The sequence below is a fragment of the Hymenobacter humi genome (genome assembly GCF_042665855.1).
Taxonomy (GTDB): Bacteria; Bacteroidota; Bacteroidia; order Cytophagales; family Hymenobacteraceae; genus Hymenobacter; species Hymenobacter humi.
In genome coordinates, this window is the sequence record NZ_JBHTEK010000001.1 from 2784864 (window position 1) to 2803719 (window position 18856).

Genomic DNA, 18856 nt, shown 5'->3' on the forward strand with positions numbered 1-18856 from the left:
TAGCTACATGTCTTTAAAACACGCCGCCCTTACCTGCTTCAGCCTGATGGCGCTGAGCGCCTGTGGCCAGGCCGACCCTGGCAAAGCCGGCGCCACCAGCCCCACCTACGCCCGCCTGCTGCAGACGCTGTACCGCAACACCGTGCCCACGGTGCAGCCCGCGGCGCTGGCGCAGGAGTTGAGCCGGCCAGCGGGGCCGCTGCTGCTGGATGTAAGGGCCCCGGCCGAGTTCAAGGTCAGCCATTTGCAAGGCGCCCGCTTTGTGAACTTCGATTCATTGGCCCAGGAGAAGTTTGTGGGCGTGGACCGCAAGCGGCCCGTGGTGGTGTATTGCTCGGTGGGTTACCGCAGCGAGCGGCTGGGCGAGCGGCTCAAGTCCCTGGGTTTTCAGAATGTCCGCAACCTGTACGGCGGGCTGTTTGAGTGGGTGAACCAGGGCTACCCCGTGTACAATTCCCAGGGCCGTACCCAAAACGTGCACCCGTACTCCGTGCTATGGAGCCCGTGGCTGAAGAATGGACGCAAAGTATATGAGTAAGCCACAGAACGATGCCCAGCCAAAGACCGCGCCGGGTGCTCACCTGCTGGTATTTGCCCGGGTGCCCGCGTTGGGCCAGGTGAAAACCCGGCTGGCTGCGGGAGTAGGCGTCGAGGAAGCACTGGCCATCTACCAGGAATTGCTGGGCATTACGCGCAGCGCGATAGTTGCATCGGGCGTGCCCACCACGGTCTGGCTGGCCGGCACCGCGGGCCCCGAGCCCACGCCGGCCGAGGCGCAGCACTGGCCCGAAATGGCTGCGCGCTGCCAGCAAACCGGCGACCTGGGCCAACGCATGGCGGCCGCATTCGCCGCCGCTTTGCCGCGGGCGCCGAGCGGGTGGCCATCATCGGCACCGACTGCCCCGGCTTGAGCTCCGACCATTTAACTCAGGCCTTCGACCTGCTCAGCAGCCACGACGTGGTGCTGGGCCCCGCCACCGACGGCGGCTACTACCTGCTGGGCCTACGCCAGCCCCAACCCGAGCTGTTCCAAAACAAGGCCTGGAGCACCGAGACTGTGCTGGCCGATACCGTGGCCGATGCCGAGCGGCAGGGTCAGCGCGTGGCTTTGCTGCCCGAGCTCCGCGATGTGGACACGGTAGACGACCTTCCCATGTGGCGCGCCCAGAACCAGTAGTAGCCATGGGCTCCGGCTGGAAACAAGAGAAGTCAGCGCTACTTGACCGAGGCGGCTTCTATCGGGTCTGAAATGTCTGAGGAAACGCTGGCCTGGTAGAGTTCCAGCCCAATCACCGCGAAGGTGACGGCGTATTCTAAGGCTATAAGCGCTAAGTTTTCGGTGTAGGTGCTGCTGCGGTAGGCCGCGTACGAAAGCACCGCCATGCCGCCCCACACCAAGGGGTAGCGGAAGCGCGAGAGCGCGCTCAGCCCAATGAGCAGCGTGAGGTACCAGGGGTGCACAGTGGTGGCCAGGGCATAATACGCCGTGAGCATGAGCAGCAGCGTTTGGGGCAGCGAGGCCAGGCGCGGGTGCTTCTCGCGCCACGCTAAGTACAGCCCCAGCAGCCCGCTGAGAAGCGCCAGGGCAGGCCCAATCAGGGCAATTTGGTTGTAGCTGGTAAGCCAGATACCAACGGGGCGGAGCAGGTAATACACACTCGCATTAAACTCAAAGCTGCGGAAGTACAGGTTGAGGCTGCGGCTGATGTTGACGAATAATTCGACGGAAAGAAATGGGCCGAACAGCAACCCAAGCGTGCCCAGACTCACGGCCGCGTACGCCACAAACCGGCGCCAGCCCAACCGCCGCACCAGCAGGGGCAGGGCCAACATCGGCAGCAGCTTGGTAGCCACACCCAGCCCCAGCGCCACCGCCGAAACCGCCCAGCGGCCCCGGCTCAGCAGCCACAATGCTAGCAGCAGGAAAAACACAACCAGGCCTTCGAAGTGCAGGTTGCCAGTCAGCTCAACGATGACCAGTGGGTGCAGCAAATACCGCAGGCCGCGCTCAACTGGCATCCCCAAGGCCGGCAGCAGGGCCGCCAACAGCCAGGCAATGCCCACTTCCGCGGCCAGAATCAGCACCCGCAGGCTTACGGCAAACCCGGTATCGGAAGAGGGGAACGCCCAAGCCGCGGCCGCAAACACATACTGGCACACGGGCGGGTACACCGAGTAGTAATGGGGCGAGTTGATTTTGCGATACAACTCCTGCAATTCCGGCAGCACCTGGTTGCGGGTGTCCTCGTTTTGAAAAGCCTTACGGGCGCCGTCGGCGATGATTTCATCGGGCCGAAACTGAAAGGGATTGACCCCATGGGATGCCAAAAGCCCGTCCCAGCGAAAGCGGTAAACGTCGTCGGACAAAGCCGGAGTGGCCGGCAGCCACAGCAGCCGGAAGAGCAGGGCGGCCCCCACGCCCCAGTGCCACGGCAGCCGGCTGCGCAGCAGCCAGGCATAGGCCAGCAGCGCCACCGCAAACAGCCCAACTAACTGCCCAAGCTCGGCGCGCGGGGTGGCATACGCCAGGCCCGCATAAGCCGCGCCCGAAACCAGCAGCGCCGCAAGTTGAGAAAAAGAAGGAAGCCGGACAGCCAAGGAACAAGCGAAATGGGGTGGCCCTACCGGGCGTGACGCACCGAATAATAGCACACGGCCGCAAAGCCAAACGTGAGCAGCGTGTGGAACGGCAGCAGCCCGGCATCGCCGAAGTACACGCCGGCCCCGAGGCCAAACGCAAAATAAGCGGCCAGCAAACCCTCAATCACCACCAGCGGCCCAATGCCACCGGTGCGGTAGCGCCGCTTGGTCTTGGTAGTGGTGCCGGCCTTGGGCGTGCGCACGAATGGCGTACGCTGCCCCAGCCAGCCCAGAATCACGGCCCGGGAATTGTGCAGCGCCAGGCCCATCGACACCGATAGAAACAGCAAAAAGAACCCCGGGTACAGCTGCGCCCCGCCCTGGGGCCGCGCCAGCCGCCACGCCGTGTAATAGTAATAAATGAGCGGCGCAAACCCCAGCAAAAACACCGACGCCAGCTGAAACACCAGCCGGAACTCGCGGTAGTCGGCCCGCACAAACACCAGCGGCACGCTCAGCAGCGCCATGAGCATGATGACGACGTACACGCTGCTGTTGAGCAGGTGGAAGCTGGCCTGCAGCTTGGTAGCCAGCGGCTCCTGCGAGCGCCACACGGTGCCCAGGTGCTTGCGGGCGGTTTCGGCGGCGCCCTTGGTCCAGCGGAACTGCTGCGACTTGAGGGCGTCCATCACGGCGGGCAGCTCGGCGGGGGCCACAATTTCGGGGCGGTACACGAAGCGCCAGCCGCGTAGCTGGGCGCGGTAGCTCAGGTCCAGGTCTTCGGTGAGGGTGTCGGTGTGCCAGCCGCCGGCATCGGCGATGCAGCTGCGGCGCCAAACGCCGCCCGTGCCATTGAAATTGATGAAGAACCCGGCGAAGGTGCGCCCCACTTGCTCGATGAGAAAATGCGCGTCGAGGCCAAACGCCTGCAGGCGCGTGAGCATGGACTCTTCCTGGTTGAGGTGGCCCCAGCGGGTTTGCACCACGCCCACGTTTTCATCCTGCAAAAAGTACGGGATGGTGCGGCGCAGAAAGTCCGGCGTGGGCACAAAGTCGGCGTCGAAAATGGCGATGAACTCGCCGTCGGTTTCCTCCAGGCCGTGGCGCAGGGCGCCGGCTTTGTAGCCCTCACGGTTGGGCCGCCGCACGTGGCTGATGCGCAGGCCCTGGGCCGTATGGTGGGCCACGCGAGCAGCCGCTAGCCCAATGGTGGCATCGGTGGAGTCGTCGAGTACCTGAATGTGCAGCCGGTCGGCCGGGTAGTCGAGCGCGGCGGTGGCGTCAATCACCCGCTCCACCACGTTTTGCTCGTTATAGATCGGCAGCTGCACCGTCACGCGGGGCCACTCTGCCGGCGCGGGCGGTAGTAGGGCCGGCGGCGCGGCATAAGCGCGCCGGGCCAGGCGCGTGAGCTGCCACTGGCCCAGGCTGAAACAGACGATAAAGAGCAGGCACAACCCGTACAGCGCCACAAGCAAAAGGGGCAGCAACGGCATCAGGAACAGAAACAGAAGACCAAAAACACGGAATATGATTGCCTGAAAGTAACAGGAGCGAGAAGGCGAGCGGGCTTACCAGTACCGAAAAATGGTCCACAGAATCTTGTAGCCGGCCCCGAGCGTGCCGCGCACCGTGCCCGATACCTTGCTGGTGCCGATGCGCTTGCGGTAGCGCACGGGCACTTCCACGGTGCGCAGGCCCTGGCGGGCGGCTTTCACCTGCATCTCAACCGTCCAGCCGTAGGTTTTGTCTTCCATGTGCAGGCCAAGGAGGGCAGGAGCGAGGATGGCCCGGAAAGGCCCCAGGTCAGTAAAGGTGCCGCCATAGCGCAGGCGCAATAGCCGCGAGGCCAGCCAGTTTCCGAAGCGCTGCTGGGGCAACAGCGCGCCGCGCTCCCGCACCCCCAGCGCCCGCGAGCCAATGACCATGTCGGCGGCGCCGGCCAGCAGCGGCGCCAGCAGGCTCGGGCATCTGCTCGGGGTAATCGGAGTGGTCGCCGTCGAGAAATACGACGATGTCGGGCTGTTCGGATTGAGCTTTGCCAAACACGTAGGCCATGCCGGCCAGGCAAGCGTAGCCGTAGCCGGGGCGGAGCTCGCGCAGCACGGTGGCGCCGCCCGCCCAGGCAGCGGTGCCGGTGTCGTCGGTCGAATTATTGTCTACCACTACCACTTCCTGCACCAGACCGACCGGAATTTCGGCCAGCACCAGCCCAATGGCTTTGGCCTCGTTGTGAGCCGGAATGATGACGCTAATGCGGGGCGGAGCCATGAAAGAGGAGCGGAGCCGGGCCGCCGCAAACAATAAGTGCGGCTCGCATGTGCTAACCGGGACACAAAGATGCCGCCGCCGCCGTAAAGCAGCGCGGTGCCGCAGCTTTGCGGCTGTATTTCATCAACTCAACCATGCTGCAGGTAGGCCAAACCGCTCCCGATTTTACCCTCAAAACCACCACCGGCGAAACCTTCCGCCTTTCCCAATTGCGGGGCCGCCACGTGGTGCTTTATTTCTACCCCAAAGACGATACCCCCGGCTGCACAGCCCAAGCCTGCAGCTTCCGCGACCAGTACGAAGATTTTAAAGACCTCGGCGCCGAAGTGGTGGGCATCAGCTCCGACAGCGAGAAGTCGCACCAGAAATTCACCGCCAAGCACAACCTGCCTTTCCAGCTGCTGGCCGATGAAAACGGCGAAGTACGCAAGCTCTACGAGGTGCCCCGCGCCATGCTGGGTTTGCTGCCGGGCCGCGTCACGTTCGTGATTGACAAAAACGGCGTCATTCAGTACATCTTCAACTCCCTGACCGGCGCTACCGACCACGTGAGCAAAACCAAAGAGGTGCTGCAGGGACTGCCGGCGTAGGGCTGGCTCATTGGGAGTAGCCGCCTGTCACGATGCGCTGGCCCAACCGCACGTCGGTGAGGCCAGGAACCTCTACCTCTTCACCATCTCACTTAATCGTCTGTCATGCTGAGCAGCGCGAAGCACCTTATCACGTTCGAACGAATCGTTGAGCCGTGAGAAGATGCTTCGCGCTGCTCAGCATGACAGGTGTGATTAAAGTATAGACTTGTTCCTGAAGTAGCCTTGGTACAAAAAAGAACGTCATGCTGAGCTTGTCGAAGCATCTCTACCTCAATACCAAATCAGATTAGTTGCGCGGTCGAGATGCTTCGACAGGCTCAGCATGACGTTCTTGTGTTTTGTTGAGGAACATGTCTTATCTATCGATGGTAATAGCCCTGATAATAATGCGCCGCTTTCAAGCCGTGAATTGAGCATAGACTAGGCATCTGCGTAGTAGGCAGTCCACTACCTATCAACTTATGCCTCGTTTCTTATTGCTCCTGCTACCCTTGCTGCTGGTAGCTGCTTCTGCTTCAGCTCAACCTGCTGTGCTCAATGCTATCCTCGACGGCTACGAGTATCCCTTTCCAGTGAAGGTGCTGCCCCTGAAGCTGGAGGGCCAGGCCCTGCGCATGGCCTACATGGACGTGCCGGCCGCTACCAAAGCCAACGGGCGCACCGTGGTGCTGCTCCACGGCAAGAACTTCTTCGGAGCCTATTGGCGCGAAACCATCAAGGCCCTGACGGCGGCCGGGTTCCGGGTAGTGGTGCCCGACCAGATTGGGTTTGGCAAATCCGACAAGGCCGACATCCATTATTCCTTCCACCAGGCTGGCCCGCAACACCCGGCACCTGCTCGATACACTGGGCGTTAAAAAGGCCGTCGTCCTGGGCCACAGCATGGGCGGCATGCTCGCCACCCGCTTCGCCCTGATGTACCCCGAAACCACCGAAAAGCTCGTGCTCGAAAACCCGATTGGGCTGGAAGACTACCGCGTAGGCGTGCCGTTCCAGAGCATCGACCAGGCCGAAGCTACCGAGCGCAAAAGCACCGAAGCCAGCATCCGCAAGTACCACGCAACCTACTACCCCAATGGCTACCCCACAGCCCACGACCAGTGGCTGCTGCCCCTGGCCGCTCAAACCAAAAGCCCCGACTTCCCGAAAGTAGCCCGCGCCAACGCCCTCACCTTCGACATGATTTACCAGCAGCCGGTGAGCTATGAGTTCAGCCGCCTCACGGTGCCCACGCTGCTCATCATCGGGCAGGAAGACCGTACCGTGGTGGGCAAAGGCCTGACAAAAGACCCCAAAGTGCTGGCGCAAATGGGGCAGTACCCAGCCCTGGGCCGTCGCACCGCCGCCCAGATTAAAGGTGCCAAGCTGGTTGAGCTAAACAAGGTGGGCCATATTCCGCACCTGGAGGCACCGGCGCAGTTTCATAAGGCGCTGCTGGCGTTTTTGAAGTAGGGCTTGGTGGCCCGGACTGTGATTCAATCTCTCTGCCATTGAGAACCGTTGTTGCCATGGCAAGTAGCTTTTGCTTGTTTAAACCACCGTTTCCCTTAACCAAGAGTTGGCCCGGCGCAGGGGCGTGCTTGACCCTGACGAGGAGCCTGGTGGTCGCCCTCCCGGGGTTGGCGCCCGCGGCCCCCGCAACGCCGCCAGGGCTAATGTCCTTTTCTGCACCCGTAAGTCCTTGAAGGGAAACGATTGGCGAGGGGATAAAGGTCGAGGGGAACGTCGGGAACCGTGCCCGAACGCCTGGTGCGGGGGCTTCCTGCGCCCTAAGTTTGCTTCCCTCGCACGTCGTGGTGCGGCCCCGGTTTCCGCCCTTTTCCCTTTGTCATGCCGTTCCTTCGCTCCCTTCTGGCCGCCGTGGCCTTCTTCTCGACGCTGGCTGGGGCCCATGGGCAACGGGTCGGAACGTTTTACAGTCATGTGATTGCGCGCTCGGACGCGGAAATGTTGTTTGCTTATTTCTATAACGGCAAAACCGGGGTCTACAAGTTCGACTTGACCACGGCGGCCATTACCCCGTTTTTGCCCCCAAACGGGCGTCATCCGGGGCTAACCCATGCCGCCGATGGCAAAAGCCTCTAGTGTGTCTACGCCCAAGGCGTCAACAACACGTACCACAATTACGTGGCGTCGATTCCGGAAGACGGCGCGTCGATTACCAACTTACTGGAAGCCAAACCGTTCCTCGCGGACGTGGCTATCACGCCGCGAGACGGCAAACTCTTCGCCCTCATGGCCGCGGACTTTGGCACTTCTTCGCCGCTGGTGCGGGGCCAGCCCCGGGTGATGGAAATCTACTCGCGGGATTCGGCAGCCAGCGGGTGGAAAAGGGAGTCCCAATTGAACGCCTTCGCAATAACCGGCCGGTTGAACCTCGACCCCACCCGCCCGCTGGCGTTTCTTAACCTGATGTTCCACCACCAGTACGACCCCCACGGACCGTACCAATTTGATTTGGTGAGCAAGGAGTTAACGTCTTTGGTGCCCGTGAACATGGCGCAGCTGCAGCCGTCCATTGCGAAAAGCAAGGCCGCAAAATCTTTTTTGTTGGACGACTTAAAAGCCGTGCCGAGTAAAGTGATGAATGGGTATTTCCTCTACAGCAACTATACTGTTTACCAGGTTGATGGCCAGTCCGGCCGGGCGGAAATTCATTATCCGAAAGCAGGCGACGAAAAAAGCAACGTCCGCTACTACGTCCTCAACGTCTCGACCCTGCACCGCTCGAACGGCATCGTGATGGTCTTGAAAAGAAACAGCAACTTGTTCATCCGGACGATTCAAGAAAACGGCCACCAACGCGAACTGCCGCTGGACATGACCCCTTACTTGCAGGATTTCTGAGGCGGAGGGCCAAGCGGCAGCGACAGCCTTGCGTCCTCTCGCGGGTGTGGAACCCGGCGCCCGCTTGTACTAATATTTGGCTCGTTTCCCTGAACCGCTACTTGTAGGTGCCGACAAGCTCTGCAAACCCGCTTCACCGTTCAGATTGAGTTCAGAAAACTGGTTCAGTTAGTTAAGTACAGAAAACCCTGTGTTGGAGATGAGTTTCGTGAACTCCTTTAATGACGTGTTTACGCGGCCCCATCACTGGCGCGAGTTTAGCGCAGCGTAACTCGTGACTTCACATTCGGGCGAGGCTGCGCCTCGCTTTAGAACGGTGCATTAGCACAACCTCATGGCGCGGTGCTGCCTTGCCGCTGCGCGGCAGTGGAGGTACAACCTCCACATCACTGGTTGACACGAGTTACGCTGCGCTAAACTCGCGCCAGTACGGGGAAGTTGATTAATGCTTACTTGAATATGTAGATGTCATTGACGCCTTGTCGTACTATTGCGCTAATGATTTTGGCCTCAACCCACTTTTGGCCATATTTAAAATCACTTACTAATTCCTTTCTGATATGTCCGGTTTGTTTGTTGAAATTTTAAAGCGTGCTCAGAATGAAAAGCGCCTTTTGGGAGTACGAACCAGCCAGTCCGATGGAAGATTTTCAGTGGGTTACGTCATCAATTACAGCGACGAAATAATCATGTTGCGCGTGATTAACCGGGATGGAATGCAGACAGGAATTCAGTCTTACCACATGGAGGAAGTTTTCCAACTCGACTTCGATGACCGCTACATCCGAAACATTGAACTTAAGGAGAACAACCTTGACAAAGTGTACGCCGGAATCAAATCGCCAGCTTTCATGGAGCAGGAATACCTGACTATCCCGTTGCTACTAACCCGTGCAATGCAATTGCAGCAACTCGTGTTTTTGTCTACTCAGGTGGGAGCAGATTTGTATGGGTATGTACGTGAGCTTACGGAGCAAGAAGTGTTGCTACAGTGCTACACTGAATATGGCGAGCCTGATGGATTAACGGTAATTCGAGTAGACAACATTCGAAACTTCGTTTGGAGCGACGAAGACACCCGCATGATAGAACTGCATTTGAAGCAGCGTGTACTATAGAATCCGCAGCGAGTCCGCGTGTATAAGCTGCGAGCCCTGGTAGCGGCCTTCGCGCGGGCCATTCTCCAGGTTGAGCACCCCGCGGGGGCAGGCGGTGCTGCACAGGCCGCAGCCCACGCACGAAGCCCGGATGATGGGCTCGCCGCGCTGGGCATATTGCTTCACGTCGATGCCCATCTCGCACACGTTGGAGCAGTTGCCGCAGCTGATGCACTGGCCGCCGTTGGTGCTGATGCGGAAGCGGGAGAAGTGCTTTTGCAGCAGGCCCAGGTAGGCCGCCATGGGGCAGCCGAACCGGCACCACACCCGCGAGCCCAGAATGGGGTAGAAGCCCACCCCAATCACGCCCGAAAACACGGCACCGATGGCGAAGCCGTACCACCTGGCCGCCACGTTGCCCACTTCGCCGAGCAGGGTGCTGTTCATCGCAAAATTGACCCACAGCAGCACGGTGATGGCGGTGATGATGGCCAGAATGGGGTAGATGAGGCGCACTTCCCAGCGCCAGGCCGCGCGGCTTTTGTCGGAGAGCTGGCGGTAGGGGTCGCCGGCGGTTTCGGCCAGGCCGCCGCAGCCGCACACCCAGGAGCAGTACCAGCGCTTGCCGTATAAATACGTGAGCACCGGCGTGGCCAGAAACGACATCACCGCGCCCCAAAACACCATGAACACGCCCAGGCCGCCATTCTGAACTAGCGAAGTGACAGTGCCCGGAAACAGGTAATCGTACTTCAGCGGCCAGAAGTAGCTGAAATAATACTCCGGCTGCTGGAAAAACTGCAGCAGCCCGGGGATGATAAAGGCAAACCCCAACTGAAAGAACATCACCGAGCCGGTGCGGATAAGCTGGTAGCGCGAGTGGCGGTATTTCCAGAGCGCGCGGCCGCCCATAACCAAGATGGCCAGGGTGTAGAACGTGCCGTAGAGGAACCACTGGTCGGCGGGCCGGGCGCGCAGCCACTGGCTGAATCCGTCGAGGCCGTGCACCAGGTTGTTGAGCAGGCCGAAGTTGCCCTGGCCGTTATCGCCGCTGTACCAATAGAGCACCACGTAGAAGCCCGTGAGCACGAGGCCCGTGACCCACGCCACCGCGCCGCGCCCAGTGCTGGAGCGCAGCCACAGATTGTTCTGCTGCACCCCCGCCGGGTGTTGGCCAAACTTCAGCCAGCTCCAGGCCAGCGTGCCTGCGCTCACCAGCCCCAGGGCCAGATACAGCCAGGTTTTTTGGCGGTCCAGGTCGGCATCGGCCAGGGCCAGGAGCAGGGCCAGCAAGCCGCCGGCTACTACCGCTAGCGTAAGCTTTTCAGCCCAGGAGGTAGCGGGTAGTGGCGGCGTGGCGAGCGTTGGGGTCATTGGTGAATTTTAAATCCAGGTAGTTGGGCTATCCTATTGAGCTGGATAAAATAAGAGGCCTATTCTGATAGATGACCATCACGTGTATGACCGTCATGCAGAGCGCAGCGAAGCAACTTTACCGCAGTAGTAATTAATGCTAGCTCAACGAAGCGGGCAAGATGCTTCGCTGCGCTCTGCATGACGGTCTTTTAGTAATGAGCCGAGGCTTAATGGTGATGCTCGTGCGGCTCGTCGGGCTTGCCAAACAGGTTGATGAGGGTGCCGACCACGTAAAAGCCCGCCCAGCAGACGTAGAGCCAGTTGAAGCCGGCGGGAGTGTGCCGCACAAAAAAGTGCAGAATCAAATGCGCCCCGGCACTCATCAGCAGGCCCGTGAGGGCGATGAACTGGAAGCTGTTGAGGGCCGAAGGGCGGTATAGTTTGGATAAGTCCACGGAAGAAATGCTAGTGAGTGAAGCGGGCAAACAGGCCTTTTTCTGCTTCAGCGTGACGTGTTGCTGAGGAAACTGGTGGTTGAACGCCGCCACCATGGCCGGTTCGTGCTGCGGAAAAAACTCCGGGTCAAAATTAGCCGCGCCCAAGTGAGCCAGCACGGCGGCCACTGGCGTGCGCTGCTCTATCCACCGTTCGCATACGTCGTGGCGCAGCCGCAGCCCCAGGGCATTGAACCCAACCACGGCGTGGGGCGCCTCCTGGCGGAAGTATACGCGAAACGCCGCCCGGGCCGAGGGATGTTCCCAGTAAAAGCTTTCCAGGCCCGGGGTGGGGCCGGCCGGGGCCTGGCCGTAGGTCTGGTACTCGAGGTTGAAGAACTTGGCCGAGTTGAACCACACGCCGCGCCGGTAGGGGGTGGGCTGCCCGCAAATGGTGTGGGCCACAGTTTCGCCCTGCATGCGCCCGGTGTACCAGAGCTGCTCGATGAGCACTTGGCCGGCGGCGGGCCTACGGTGCTGGGCGCAGTCGCCGGCCGCGTACACGTGGGGCACACTGGTGCGCAGGTACTCATCGACCAAGATGCCGCGGTCGTTTTCCAGATTGGCGGTTTTGGCCAGGGCGAGGTTGGGCGTCACGCCGGTAGCCAGCCCCACCCATTGGCAGGGAATTTCCTCGCCGGCAGAGGTCACCACGGCCCGCACCCGGCCACGGGCGTCGCCCAGAATATCGCGCAGCTCGGTGCCGTAGCGCACAGGCACGTGGTTTTCCTGAAACTGGCGGTCTATTAGGTTGGCTTCTTCGGGCGGCAGCACGTTGCCCCAGTAGCGGGCGTCGCGCACCAGCACCACGGCCTCGATGCCGCGGCTGTGCAGCATTTCGGCCAGCTCCACGCCGATGAGGCCGCCGCCCACCACCACGCCGCGGCTGATGCCGTGGGTGTCGCGGGTCATGGCTTCAAGGTCGGGCAGATTGTAGAGGCCCTGCACGCCGGCCAGGTCCTGGCCGGGCCAGTCGTAGCGCGTGCTTTCCGAGCCGGTGGCCAGCAGCAGCTGGTCGTAGCTGAGGGTGGTGCCGTTGTCGAGGGTCAGCAGGTTTTCATCGGTGCTGAGGGCCGTAGCGGTGGCGTGCACGAGGCCCAGGCGGTTTTCGTCCCAGAACCAGTCTTCGTAGGGCTTGATGTCCTGCGGACGCAGGTGGCCCATGTACACGTACATCAGCGCGGTGCGCGAGTAGTGGTGTGCGCTTTCCGACGAGACGATGGTGATGCGGGCATCGGGCTGCAGCCGGCGCACGGCCAGGGCGCACGTCACGCCGGTAATGCCGTTGCCGATGATAACCAGATGCATGGTTGTAGTTATAAGTCAAAGAAAGAGAAGCAACCCGTCAAATGTAGCCGGGGCCGACGCACAATCCGGCAGCGGGGCTGCCTACGTTTGTGGCCCAATGATTGACCAGCCGACGTGTCAACCTTCCAACGCGTCAGTTGTTACGCTTGCCTGAATTTACGCTTATGACCTTCCTTATGGATTTGCGCCGCTTTTTCACGCTTGCCGCTGCGCTTGGGCTGTTGGCCCTGCCCGGTGGAGCGGCCCTGGCCACGCCGCCTCCGGCCAGCTTTCCGGCAGCCACATCAGCCTTTTTAAGTAAGTATGTGGATGCCAGTGGCAATGTCAACTACGCCGCCATCAAGCGCAACCCGGCAGACCTGCAGGGCTTGCTCCTGCGCGTCGAAGCATTCGATGCGGCCGCGGCCAGGCCCGCCGACCGCGAAGCGTTTTACCTGAACGCCTACAACCTGCTCGTGATTGGCGAAGTAGTGGCGCGCTATCCGCTGGCATCGGTAGAGAAAGTGCCGGGCTTCTTCGATAAAAACCTGGTGAGCGTGGCCGGCGAAAAGCTGACGCTGAACGACCTGGAAGCCAAAAAGCTGCGCCAGCCCTACGCCGACCCGCGGGTGCACTTCGCGCTGGTGTGCGCCGCCAAAGGCTGCCCCCGCCTGAGCCGGACCGCCTACGCCGCCACCTCGCTCGATGCCCAGCTCACGGCACAGGCCCGGAAAGTGCTGCAGGACCCGGCCTTTATTCGGGTCGACGACCAGGCCCGGAAGGTGCAGCTGTCCCAGATTTTCAAATGGTACGAGGCCGACTTTAAGGCTAGTGGCAAAACCGGCGTGGCGTACGTCAACCAGTTCCGGGAAGGCAAGACCATTCCGGCCACCTATAGCGTGGAATACTACTCCTACGACTGGGCCCTGAACAGCCAGAAATAAGCCAGCTCAAGAAGTTGAGCTAAACTGTGGTTGAGCCAGCGAAAAAGCCGGGGCGGGTAACGCGCCCGGCTTTTTCGTAACGGAATGGCTGGGGTTGCGTAAGCCTGTGAACACTAGCATCCCACCACTTTAGCGCCACTACTTATGATTCCCGACAATATCTCCGGCGACGGAACCGACCCGAACGAGGGCGAAAACGCCGACATTACCGAAAACAAGAACTTCCCGAAAAACGAAGAGCTGGAGCGGCAGAAAGCCTATAAGCAGGACCAGAGCAACAACAAAGCCAGCAACGACCCCTCGGCTGCCCGCAACACCGGCGCCAACGGCTACACCCAGCGCGACAACCAGAAAGACCAGCTCGGTAACCTACACATTGGCGGCTCCGAAACGAGCCCCCAGGGTGGCAACGACCACCACGCCGCCGGCGAGCAGGCCCAGGGCCCCGGCTTCGAGGCCGAGGGCAGCATCGAGCCTGGACCACAACCTGCGCACCCGCGACCAACCCTTCGGCGAAAAAACTGCTACCGGCGCGCCCACGCCTGCCGGCCGCAACGAATCCATCAGCGACGAGTAAGGCCAGTTGAGCTAATACTCGACCCCACGTGAAGCGGGGCCGGCACCCAGGTATTTTGCCTGCGCGCCGGCCCCGCTTCTGTATTTACGAGGTACGGTGCCTCAGCAGGACTGTGCATACTTTGGTGCTTGCGAAAAAACTCGACCGTGAAAGCGGATAACCCGGCAAAAGCTTAACTTGCGGGGCATTGTTGCCACTCTGAATTTTGTAAGGACTGGCCAGCTCACAACCGCTTTAATTTCCCTTCAAAAACCTCAAATAGAAATTATGAATTCAGAAAATTTACCCAAAACTGAACAAGAACAGTACGACCCCAACCTCGAAGCGCAGGACGAAGACGTGATGTCGGGCGGCAACAACCGGCTGATGTACGTGCTGGTAGCGGTGGTGCTGGCGCTGGTGGTGGGCTACGTGGCCCTGCCCAAGGGCGGCGGCAGCGGCATGGCGTCGGTGACGCCGACGTTCATGCTCGACGATGCCGCCGTGACCGCCACGGCCCCGACCTCGGCCGATAGCATTGCCGCCGGCCTCAAGACTGCTCCGGCGGCCACGCCTGAGGAAGAGGAGGAGGACGCCCCCAAAACCGCGGCCAAGCCCGTGGTAGCTGCCAAAGCCCCGGCCGCGGCTCCAGCAGCTGTTGCGGTTACGGAAGCCGCCCCCGCGCCCGCCCCGGCTCCCGAGCCCGTAGCCGAAGCTCCGGCGGCGGCTCCCGAGCCCGCCGCACCCGCCAACGTCACGATGGCCGGCCGCATTCTCGATGAAAACGGCCGCCCGTTGGTAGGCGCCACGGTTTTGGTGAAAGGCAGCAGCAAAGGCACCAGCACCGACGCCAACGGCAACTACTCCATCGAAGTACCCGGCGGCGAAGACCACAGCCTGATTTTTGGCTACGGCGGCTACGACGACGAAATTGTTCGCGTGAGCGGCTCCAAGCCCGTGAACGTGACCCTCACGCCCCGCGCCAAAGCCAGCAAAAAGCGTCGCTAGTTATCTGCCGCGCATACCGGCACATTTTGACACAAAAAAGGCCTCCCTGCGGAGGCCTTTTTTGTGCGAAGTGCGTCGGGGAAATAGAGCTAGGCTTGCGAGCGTTTGCCAAAACCGCGGCCAAACAGGAAGTACACCGGCAGCCCCAGCGCCACCAGGCCCAGGCCGCGGCGCGAGAACTCGGCGGTGTCGGGCGCGATGAGCAGGATGATGCAGAACGCGCTGGCCAGCAGGATGTACAGTCCCGGCACCACCGGGTAGCCCCAGGCGCGGTAGGGGCGGGGCGCCTCGGGACGGGTGCGGCGCAGCACAAAAATGCCGATAATGGTAACCACGTAAAACAGAATCACGGCAAACATCACGTAGTTGAGCAGCTGGCCGTAGGAGCCGCTCAGGCAGAGCAGGCAGGCCCACAGGCACTGGGCCCAGAGGGCGCGGCCGGGCACGCCGGCGCCGTTGAGCCGGGCTAGGCTGGGGAAGAACAGGCCGTCTTTGGCCATGGCAAAATAAGCCCGCGAGCCGCTCAGGATGATGCCGTTATTCGCCCCGAAGGTGCTGAGCATGATGAGCACGGCCATGATGTAGGCGCCGGCCTTACCCAGTACCGACTCGGCCACGGCGGTGGCTACCCGGTCGTCGGCGGCGTACTGAATGCCGCGGCCGGCCAGGGTGGTGGCTTCCGGCGAGCCGTGCAGCGGCAGCACCAGCAGGTACACCACGTTGATTAGGATGTAGAGGGCCGTAACGATGGCCGTGCCGATGGCCATGCTGCGCACCAGCGTGCGCTCAGGGTTCTGGATTTCTTCGCCGGCAAAGCCGATGTTGTTCCAGGAGTCGGACGAGAACAGCGAGCCGGTCATGGCCATGCCGATGGCAATGACCAGGGCGCTGCCGCTGATGGGCACGGCCAGGCCGCTCACGCCGGGAGCCGGCGAGCGGGTGGCCGACCAGAGGTCAGCGAAGTTGGCCTGAATGGCTTCGTGGTTCATGCCCAGGGCCACGCCGAACAAAATGAGCAGGCCCAAAGCAATGAGCTTGGTGCTGCCCAGCACGTTCTGAATGAGCTTGCCGGTGCGCACGCCCTGCGCGTTGAGCGCCGTGATGGCGATGATGAGGATGATGGCCAGCAGCCTGCACGCTGCTGAACTCGAAGCTGCCGGCCTGAAACAGCACGTTCTTCACGCTGAAATACGGCACCAGCACGCCCGTAAACTTGGCGAAGGCCACGGCCACGGCCGCAATCACCCCAGTCTGGATGACGAGAAACAACGTCCAGCCATAAAGGAAGGCCGTGAGGCGCCCGAAGGCCTCGCGCAGGTACACGTACTGCCCCCACCTTGGGGAACATGCTGGCCAGCTCGCCGTAGCTGATGGCGCCGGCCATGGTGATGAAGCCGGTGAGCAGCCATACCACCAGCAGCCAGCCGGCGCTGCCCACCTGCCGGGCAATGTCGGCCGAGACGATGAAGATGCCCGAGCCTATCATGCTGCCCGTGACGAGCATAATGGCATCGAAGAGCGTGATGGCCCGTTGAAAATGAGGTTGTGAGGGTTGAGGTTCGGTCATAGGGAAACAAAGATTTTTGTCAAAGAAAAGCAAAAGCCCCGCCGTGGACCGCGGGCCCCGCGAAACGCGACCGTAAAACCCTGAATTTGGCCGCGGCTTAATTCCGGTTTTTCCCTTATCTCACAGGTTTCTGCCAGTTGGGCTGGCTCAACTTTGAGCGTGTCCAAACATAACAGGCCGTCATGCTGAGCCTGTCGAAGCATCTTTACCCCAGTACTAAACTCAATCGGTTGTCATGCTCATCTGGCGTCCGCCTGCGAAGCATCTTCTCACGGCTCAACGATTCGTGCAAACGTGAGAAGGTCCATCGCGCTGCTCAGGATGACAGCCGAAGCGGTGGATTGGCTTCGCCGGCGTTAGATTCGACCAGCGGACGCCAGATAATGCACGACGTTTCATTTTACATCCTATTTGGATAGGCTCCTAGAAATAGTCAGTTTGTTTTGTCTGTGAAACGAGGTAGAGACGCAATATTTTGCGTCTTGTCGTGTGCGCCACGTGGGTGTTGTTCAGCGATGAGACGCAAAATATTGCGTCTCTACTTCGTTCTTAGGGCTGGGCCAGCGGGCGAAATCTCACCCTCGCCCAGGGGATATTCGGGACTTTAGGCCCGTCTTTGGCGGTGCTGTTGAGCTGGGTAGCAGCCGCAACCTGCCTTACGCCGTACTTTCGTCGCCCGTCATCCGCTTCCCTTCGCATGTCCCGAAAGCACCTGGCGTTATACACGGCGCTGCTTCTGCTCCTGGCGCTGGCCACTTATGTCTATTACCGGCGCACCCTCGCGGCCGCACCGGTAGACCCGTATTCCCTGGTGCCCAACGACGCGGTGCTGGTGGTAAGCACGCACGACCACCCCGCCCTGGTGCGCCACCTGCAGGAAACCGACCTCTGGGACAACCTCACCGCCGTGCGCTACTTCCAGCAGGGCGCCGGGCACCTGGCCCTGGCCGATAGCCTGACCGGCGGCAGCAGCCGGCGGCGCAGCGGCCTGCTGGCCCTGTTGGGCCGCAAGCTGGTCATTACCTCCCTCCACGTCACGGGGCCTGGTGAGTTTGACGTGCTTTACCAGATACCCCTGACCCGTGTGAGCGAGTACCGGCAGGTGCGGAGCCTGCTCGAAACCCTGGGCCGCGACGAGCGGTACCGCCTCGCCACCCGCGACTACGAAGACCAGGAGCTCACCGTGCTCACGGAGCGGCGCAGCGAGTTCAGCCTCACGGTATTCAACTACCGCAACCACCTGCTGGTGAGTGCCAGCCCGGGACTGATAGAAGCCGTGGTGCGCCGGCTGGCCCACCCCGATGCGCCGACCGTACTGGCAGCGTTCGGCTCTACCGATATACTGAAGCTGCGCGGCCTGGACGCATCGCTGATGGTGAACTACCGGCGCCTGCCGCAATTTCTGGACGTGCTATTCCGGCGCGATGCCCATGGGCAGTTCGACCAGCTCGCCGGGCTGGTTTCAGAAGGCCTGCTGGGCCTGAAGCTGGCCGGCAGCCGGGCCCAGGCCTGCAAGGCTTCTCGAACCCCGAAACGGCCAGAGGCACGCTGCAGCAGCGCCTGCGCGGCCAGCCCGCCCAGCCCCTGGGCCTACGCGACCTGATGAGCACCCGCACAGCCATGCTGCTGCACCTCGGCGCCAACCCAGCCCGGACCTGGCCCCAGGCGCCCCGGCGCTTTGCACCCGATACACTGGGGCGTAGTGCGGGCCTAGACAGCCTGCGCGCCACTTTCGGCGGCGAGATGGCCGTGTGCTACCTGGCCGCCAGTGCGGCCAGCAGCCGGCCGGGCCGCCTGGGGTTTGTGCGCTGCCCGAAACCGGCCCGCACCGCGCAGTGGCTGGGCCGCCTGCGCCGGCTCTATGGCAGCTCGCCGGCCTTCACCAAAGTGGGGCCCTACCAGATAAATCCCGTGGGCTTTCCCGAAGAGGCCGTGCTGGGCCCGCTGCTGGAGCCCGCCCAGCCCTACGCCGTGGAGGCCCGCCCGGGCGCCGGCGTGCTGGTGGGCAACTACCTGGTACTGTCCGACGAGCAAACCCTGAACGGATATTTGGCCGACGTGGTGGCCGGCCGTACCTGGGCCCAAACCCCGTCGCAGGTTTCTTTTTGCAGGAAACGCTGCCCCGCGCCCGCCTCAGCGTCTTCATCGACACCCGCAACAGCTGGAATGCGCTGCTGGGCGCCCTCACCGAGGAGCGGCGGGCGGGCCTGCTGCGCAACGAGGCCTTGTTTAAGCGCTTTCCCCAGATAGCGCTGC

At 61.6% G+C, this 18856-nt stretch carries 20 protein-coding genes and 1 pseudogene; 14 read left to right on the forward strand and 7 right to left on the reverse strand.

Translation table 11 applies throughout. From position 1 onward, the window contains the following. Positions 1-7 precede the first annotated feature (7 nt). From ACFQT0_RS15685 to ACFQT0_RS15695, 3 genes are read left to right on the forward strand one after another with little or no spacing between them, the layout of a single operon-like run. Positions 8-538 (forward strand): rhodanese-like domain-containing protein, encoded by a 531-nt coding sequence (locus tag ACFQT0_RS15685; protein WP_380204133.1) that lies wholly within the window; start codon positions 8-10, stop codon positions 536-538. Continuing rightward, positions 531-911, forward strand: coding sequence for a hypothetical protein (locus ACFQT0_RS15690; protein ID WP_380204135.1), 381 nt, complete (start codon positions 531-533; stop codon positions 909-911). The genes ACFQT0_RS15685 and ACFQT0_RS15690 overlap by 8 nt, the downstream gene beginning before the upstream one ends. Next, positions 878-1177, forward strand: coding sequence for a TIGR04282 family arsenosugar biosynthesis glycosyltransferase (locus ACFQT0_RS15695; protein ID WP_380204137.1), 300 nt, complete (start codon positions 878-880; stop codon positions 1175-1177). The genes ACFQT0_RS15690 and ACFQT0_RS15695 overlap by 34 nt, the downstream gene beginning before the upstream one ends. 38 nt (positions 1178-1215) lie before the next feature. Here ACFQT0_RS15695 and ACFQT0_RS15700 read toward each other — a convergent pair whose 3' ends face one another. The 3 genes and pseudogenes from ACFQT0_RS15700 to ACFQT0_RS15710 form a co-directional block, all read right to left on the reverse strand. Further along, positions 1216-2598 (reverse strand): glycosyltransferase 87 family protein, encoded by a 1383-nt coding sequence (locus ACFQT0_RS15700; RefSeq protein ID WP_380204139.1) that lies wholly within the window; start codon positions 2596-2598, stop codon positions 1216-1218. A gap of 23 nt (positions 2599-2621) precedes the next feature. After that, positions 2622-4076, reverse strand: a complete 1455-nt coding sequence (locus ACFQT0_RS15705; protein WP_380204141.1) for a cellulose synthase family protein — start codon at positions 4074-4076, stop codon at positions 2622-2624. Positions 4077-4151: 75 nt separating this feature from the next. Beyond that, positions 4152-4851, reverse strand: a pseudogene (locus ACFQT0_RS15710) (glycosyltransferase family 2 protein). 134 nt (positions 4852-4985) lie between these two features. On the opposite strand from ACFQT0_RS15710, the gene ACFQT0_RS15715 reads away from it, so the two are divergent. The 6 genes from ACFQT0_RS15715 to ACFQT0_RS15740 all read left to right on the forward strand — a co-directional run bounded on the left by ACFQT0_RS15715 (position 4986) and on the right by ACFQT0_RS15740 (position 9409). Continuing rightward, the gene (locus tag ACFQT0_RS15715) at positions 4986-5441 is read left to right on the forward strand and encodes a peroxiredoxin (protein ID WP_380204143.1); all 456 of its coding nucleotides are present in this window, start codon (positions 4986-4988) and stop codon (positions 5439-5441) included. Positions 5442-5905: 464 nt separating this feature from the next. Then, complete coding sequence (locus ACFQT0_RS15720) at positions 5906-6301, forward strand: alpha/beta fold hydrolase (protein WP_380204145.1); 396 nt, start codon at positions 5906-5908, stop codon at positions 6299-6301. Further along, positions 6213-6896: an alpha/beta fold hydrolase gene (locus tag ACFQT0_RS15725; RefSeq protein WP_380206039.1), complete on the forward strand. Its 684-nt coding sequence runs from the start codon at positions 6213-6215 to the stop codon at positions 6894-6896. Before ACFQT0_RS15720 ends, ACFQT0_RS15725 begins: the two co-directional genes overlap by 89 nt. A 378-nt stretch (positions 6897-7274) precedes the next feature. Beyond that, the gene (locus tag ACFQT0_RS15730; protein ID WP_380204147.1) at positions 7275-7529 is read left to right on the forward strand and encodes a hypothetical protein; all 255 of its coding nucleotides are present in this window, start codon (positions 7275-7277) and stop codon (positions 7527-7529) included. Between the two features lie 42 nt (positions 7530-7571). Then, a complete protein-coding gene (locus ACFQT0_RS15735; protein WP_380204149.1) occupies positions 7572-8291 on the forward strand; it encodes a hypothetical protein in 720 nt (239 codons plus the stop codon). A 560-nt stretch (positions 8292-8851) separates the two neighbouring features. Next, positions 8852-9409 (forward strand): hypothetical protein, encoded by a 558-nt coding sequence (locus ACFQT0_RS15740; RefSeq protein ID WP_380204151.1) that lies wholly within the window; start codon positions 8852-8854, stop codon positions 9407-9409. Here the strand turns inward: ACFQT0_RS15740 and ACFQT0_RS15745 are convergent. After that, positions 9404-10762, reverse strand: a complete 1359-nt coding sequence (locus tag ACFQT0_RS15745; protein WP_380204153.1) for a 4Fe-4S binding protein — start codon at positions 10760-10762, stop codon at positions 9404-9406. The two genes, ACFQT0_RS15740 and ACFQT0_RS15745, sit on opposite strands and share 6 nt — an antisense overlap. A gap of 209 nt (positions 10763-10971) precedes the next feature. Then, on the reverse strand, positions 10972-12546 hold the full coding sequence (locus tag ACFQT0_RS15750) for an NAD(P)/FAD-dependent oxidoreductase (protein WP_380204155.1): 1575 nt from the start codon (positions 12544-12546) through the stop codon (positions 10972-10974). Between the two features lie 164 nt (positions 12547-12710). Between ACFQT0_RS15750 and ACFQT0_RS15755 the strand changes: the two genes are divergently transcribed. From ACFQT0_RS15755 to ACFQT0_RS15765, 3 genes are all read left to right on the forward strand, one after another. Beyond that, entirely contained in the window at positions 12711-13469 is a 759-nt protein-coding gene (locus tag ACFQT0_RS15755) for a DUF547 domain-containing protein (protein WP_380204157.1), read from the forward strand. 144 nt (positions 13470-13613) lie between these two features. Beyond that, positions 13614-14078, forward strand: coding sequence for a hypothetical protein (locus ACFQT0_RS15760; protein ID WP_380204159.1), 465 nt, complete (start codon positions 13614-13616; stop codon positions 14076-14078). A 235-nt stretch (positions 14079-14313) separates the two neighbouring features. Beyond that, positions 14314-15033, forward strand: a complete 720-nt coding sequence (locus ACFQT0_RS15765) for a carboxypeptidase-like regulatory domain-containing protein (RefSeq protein WP_380204161.1) — start codon at positions 14314-14316, stop codon at positions 15031-15033. An 89-nt stretch (positions 15034-15122) separates the two neighbouring features. Here the strand turns inward: ACFQT0_RS15765 and ACFQT0_RS15770 are convergent, their stop codons facing one another. Together ACFQT0_RS15770 and ACFQT0_RS15775 are read right to left on the reverse strand one after the other, a co-directional pair. After that, entirely contained in the window at positions 15123-16112 is a 990-nt protein-coding gene (locus tag ACFQT0_RS15770) for an APC family permease (protein ID WP_380204163.1), read from the reverse strand. Continuing rightward, complete coding sequence (locus tag ACFQT0_RS15775; RefSeq protein ID WP_380204165.1) at positions 16019-16600, reverse strand: amino acid permease; 582 nt, start codon at positions 16598-16600, stop codon at positions 16019-16021. The genes ACFQT0_RS15770 and ACFQT0_RS15775 overlap by 94 nt, the downstream gene beginning before the upstream one ends. Positions 16601-17297: 697 nt before the next feature. On the opposite strand from ACFQT0_RS15775, the gene ACFQT0_RS15780 reads away from it, so the two are divergent. Together ACFQT0_RS15780 and ACFQT0_RS15785 are read left to right on the forward strand one after the other, a co-directional pair. Then, on the forward strand, positions 17298-18203 hold the full coding sequence (locus ACFQT0_RS15780; RefSeq protein WP_380204167.1) for a hypothetical protein: 906 nt from the start codon (positions 17298-17300) through the stop codon (positions 18201-18203). Continuing rightward, a complete protein-coding gene (locus ACFQT0_RS15785; protein WP_380204169.1) occupies positions 18203-18850 on the forward strand; it encodes a hypothetical protein in 648 nt (215 codons plus the stop codon). Before ACFQT0_RS15780 ends, ACFQT0_RS15785 begins: the two co-directional genes overlap by 1 nt. Positions 18851-18856 lie beyond the last annotated feature (6 nt).

Coding starts and splice junctions, on each gene's coding strand:
- ACFQT0_RS15720 (WP_380204145.1), top strand. CDS start 5,906: ATGCCTCGTTTCTTATTGCTCCTGCTACCCTTGCTGCTGGTAGCTGCT.
- ACFQT0_RS15750 (WP_380204155.1), bottom strand. CDS start 12,546: ATGCATCTGGTTATCATCGGCAACGGCATTACCGGCGTGACGTGCGCC.
- ACFQT0_RS15765 (WP_380204161.1), top strand. CDS start 14,314: ATGAATTCAGAAAATTTACCCAAAACTGAACAAGAACAGTACGACCCC.
- ACFQT0_RS15690 (WP_380204135.1), top strand. CDS start 531: ATGAGTAAGCCACAGAACGATGCCCAGCCAAAGACCGCGCCGGGTGCT.
- ACFQT0_RS15775 (WP_380204165.1), bottom strand. CDS start 16,600: ATGACCGAACCTCAACCCTCACAACCTCATTTTCAACGGGCCATCACG.
- ACFQT0_RS15740 (WP_380204151.1), top strand. CDS start 8,852: ATGTCCGGTTTGTTTGTTGAAATTTTAAAGCGTGCTCAGAATGAAAAG.
- ACFQT0_RS15785 (WP_380204169.1), top strand. CDS start 18,203: ATGAGCACCCGCACAGCCATGCTGCTGCACCTCGGCGCCAACCCAGCC.
- ACFQT0_RS15780 (WP_380204167.1), top strand. CDS start 17,298: ATGTCCCGAAAGCACCTGGCGTTATACACGGCGCTGCTTCTGCTCCTG.
- ACFQT0_RS15730 (WP_380204147.1), top strand. CDS start 7,275: ATGCCGTTCCTTCGCTCCCTTCTGGCCGCCGTGGCCTTCTTCTCGACG.
- ACFQT0_RS15755 (WP_380204157.1), top strand. CDS start 12,711: ATGACCTTCCTTATGGATTTGCGCCGCTTTTTCACGCTTGCCGCTGCG.
- ACFQT0_RS15705 (WP_380204141.1), bottom strand. CDS start 4,076: ATGCCGTTGCTGCCCCTTTTGCTTGTGGCGCTGTACGGGTTGTGCCTG.
- ACFQT0_RS15745 (WP_380204153.1), bottom strand. CDS start 10,762: ATGACCCCAACGCTCGCCACGCCGCCACTACCCGCTACCTCCTGGGCT.
- ACFQT0_RS15760 (WP_380204159.1), top strand. CDS start 13,614: ATGATTCCCGACAATATCTCCGGCGACGGAACCGACCCGAACGAGGGC.
- ACFQT0_RS15715 (WP_380204143.1), top strand. CDS start 4,986: ATGCTGCAGGTAGGCCAAACCGCTCCCGATTTTACCCTCAAAACCACC.
- ACFQT0_RS15685 (WP_380204133.1), top strand. CDS start 8: ATGTCTTTAAAACACGCCGCCCTTACCTGCTTCAGCCTGATGGCGCTG.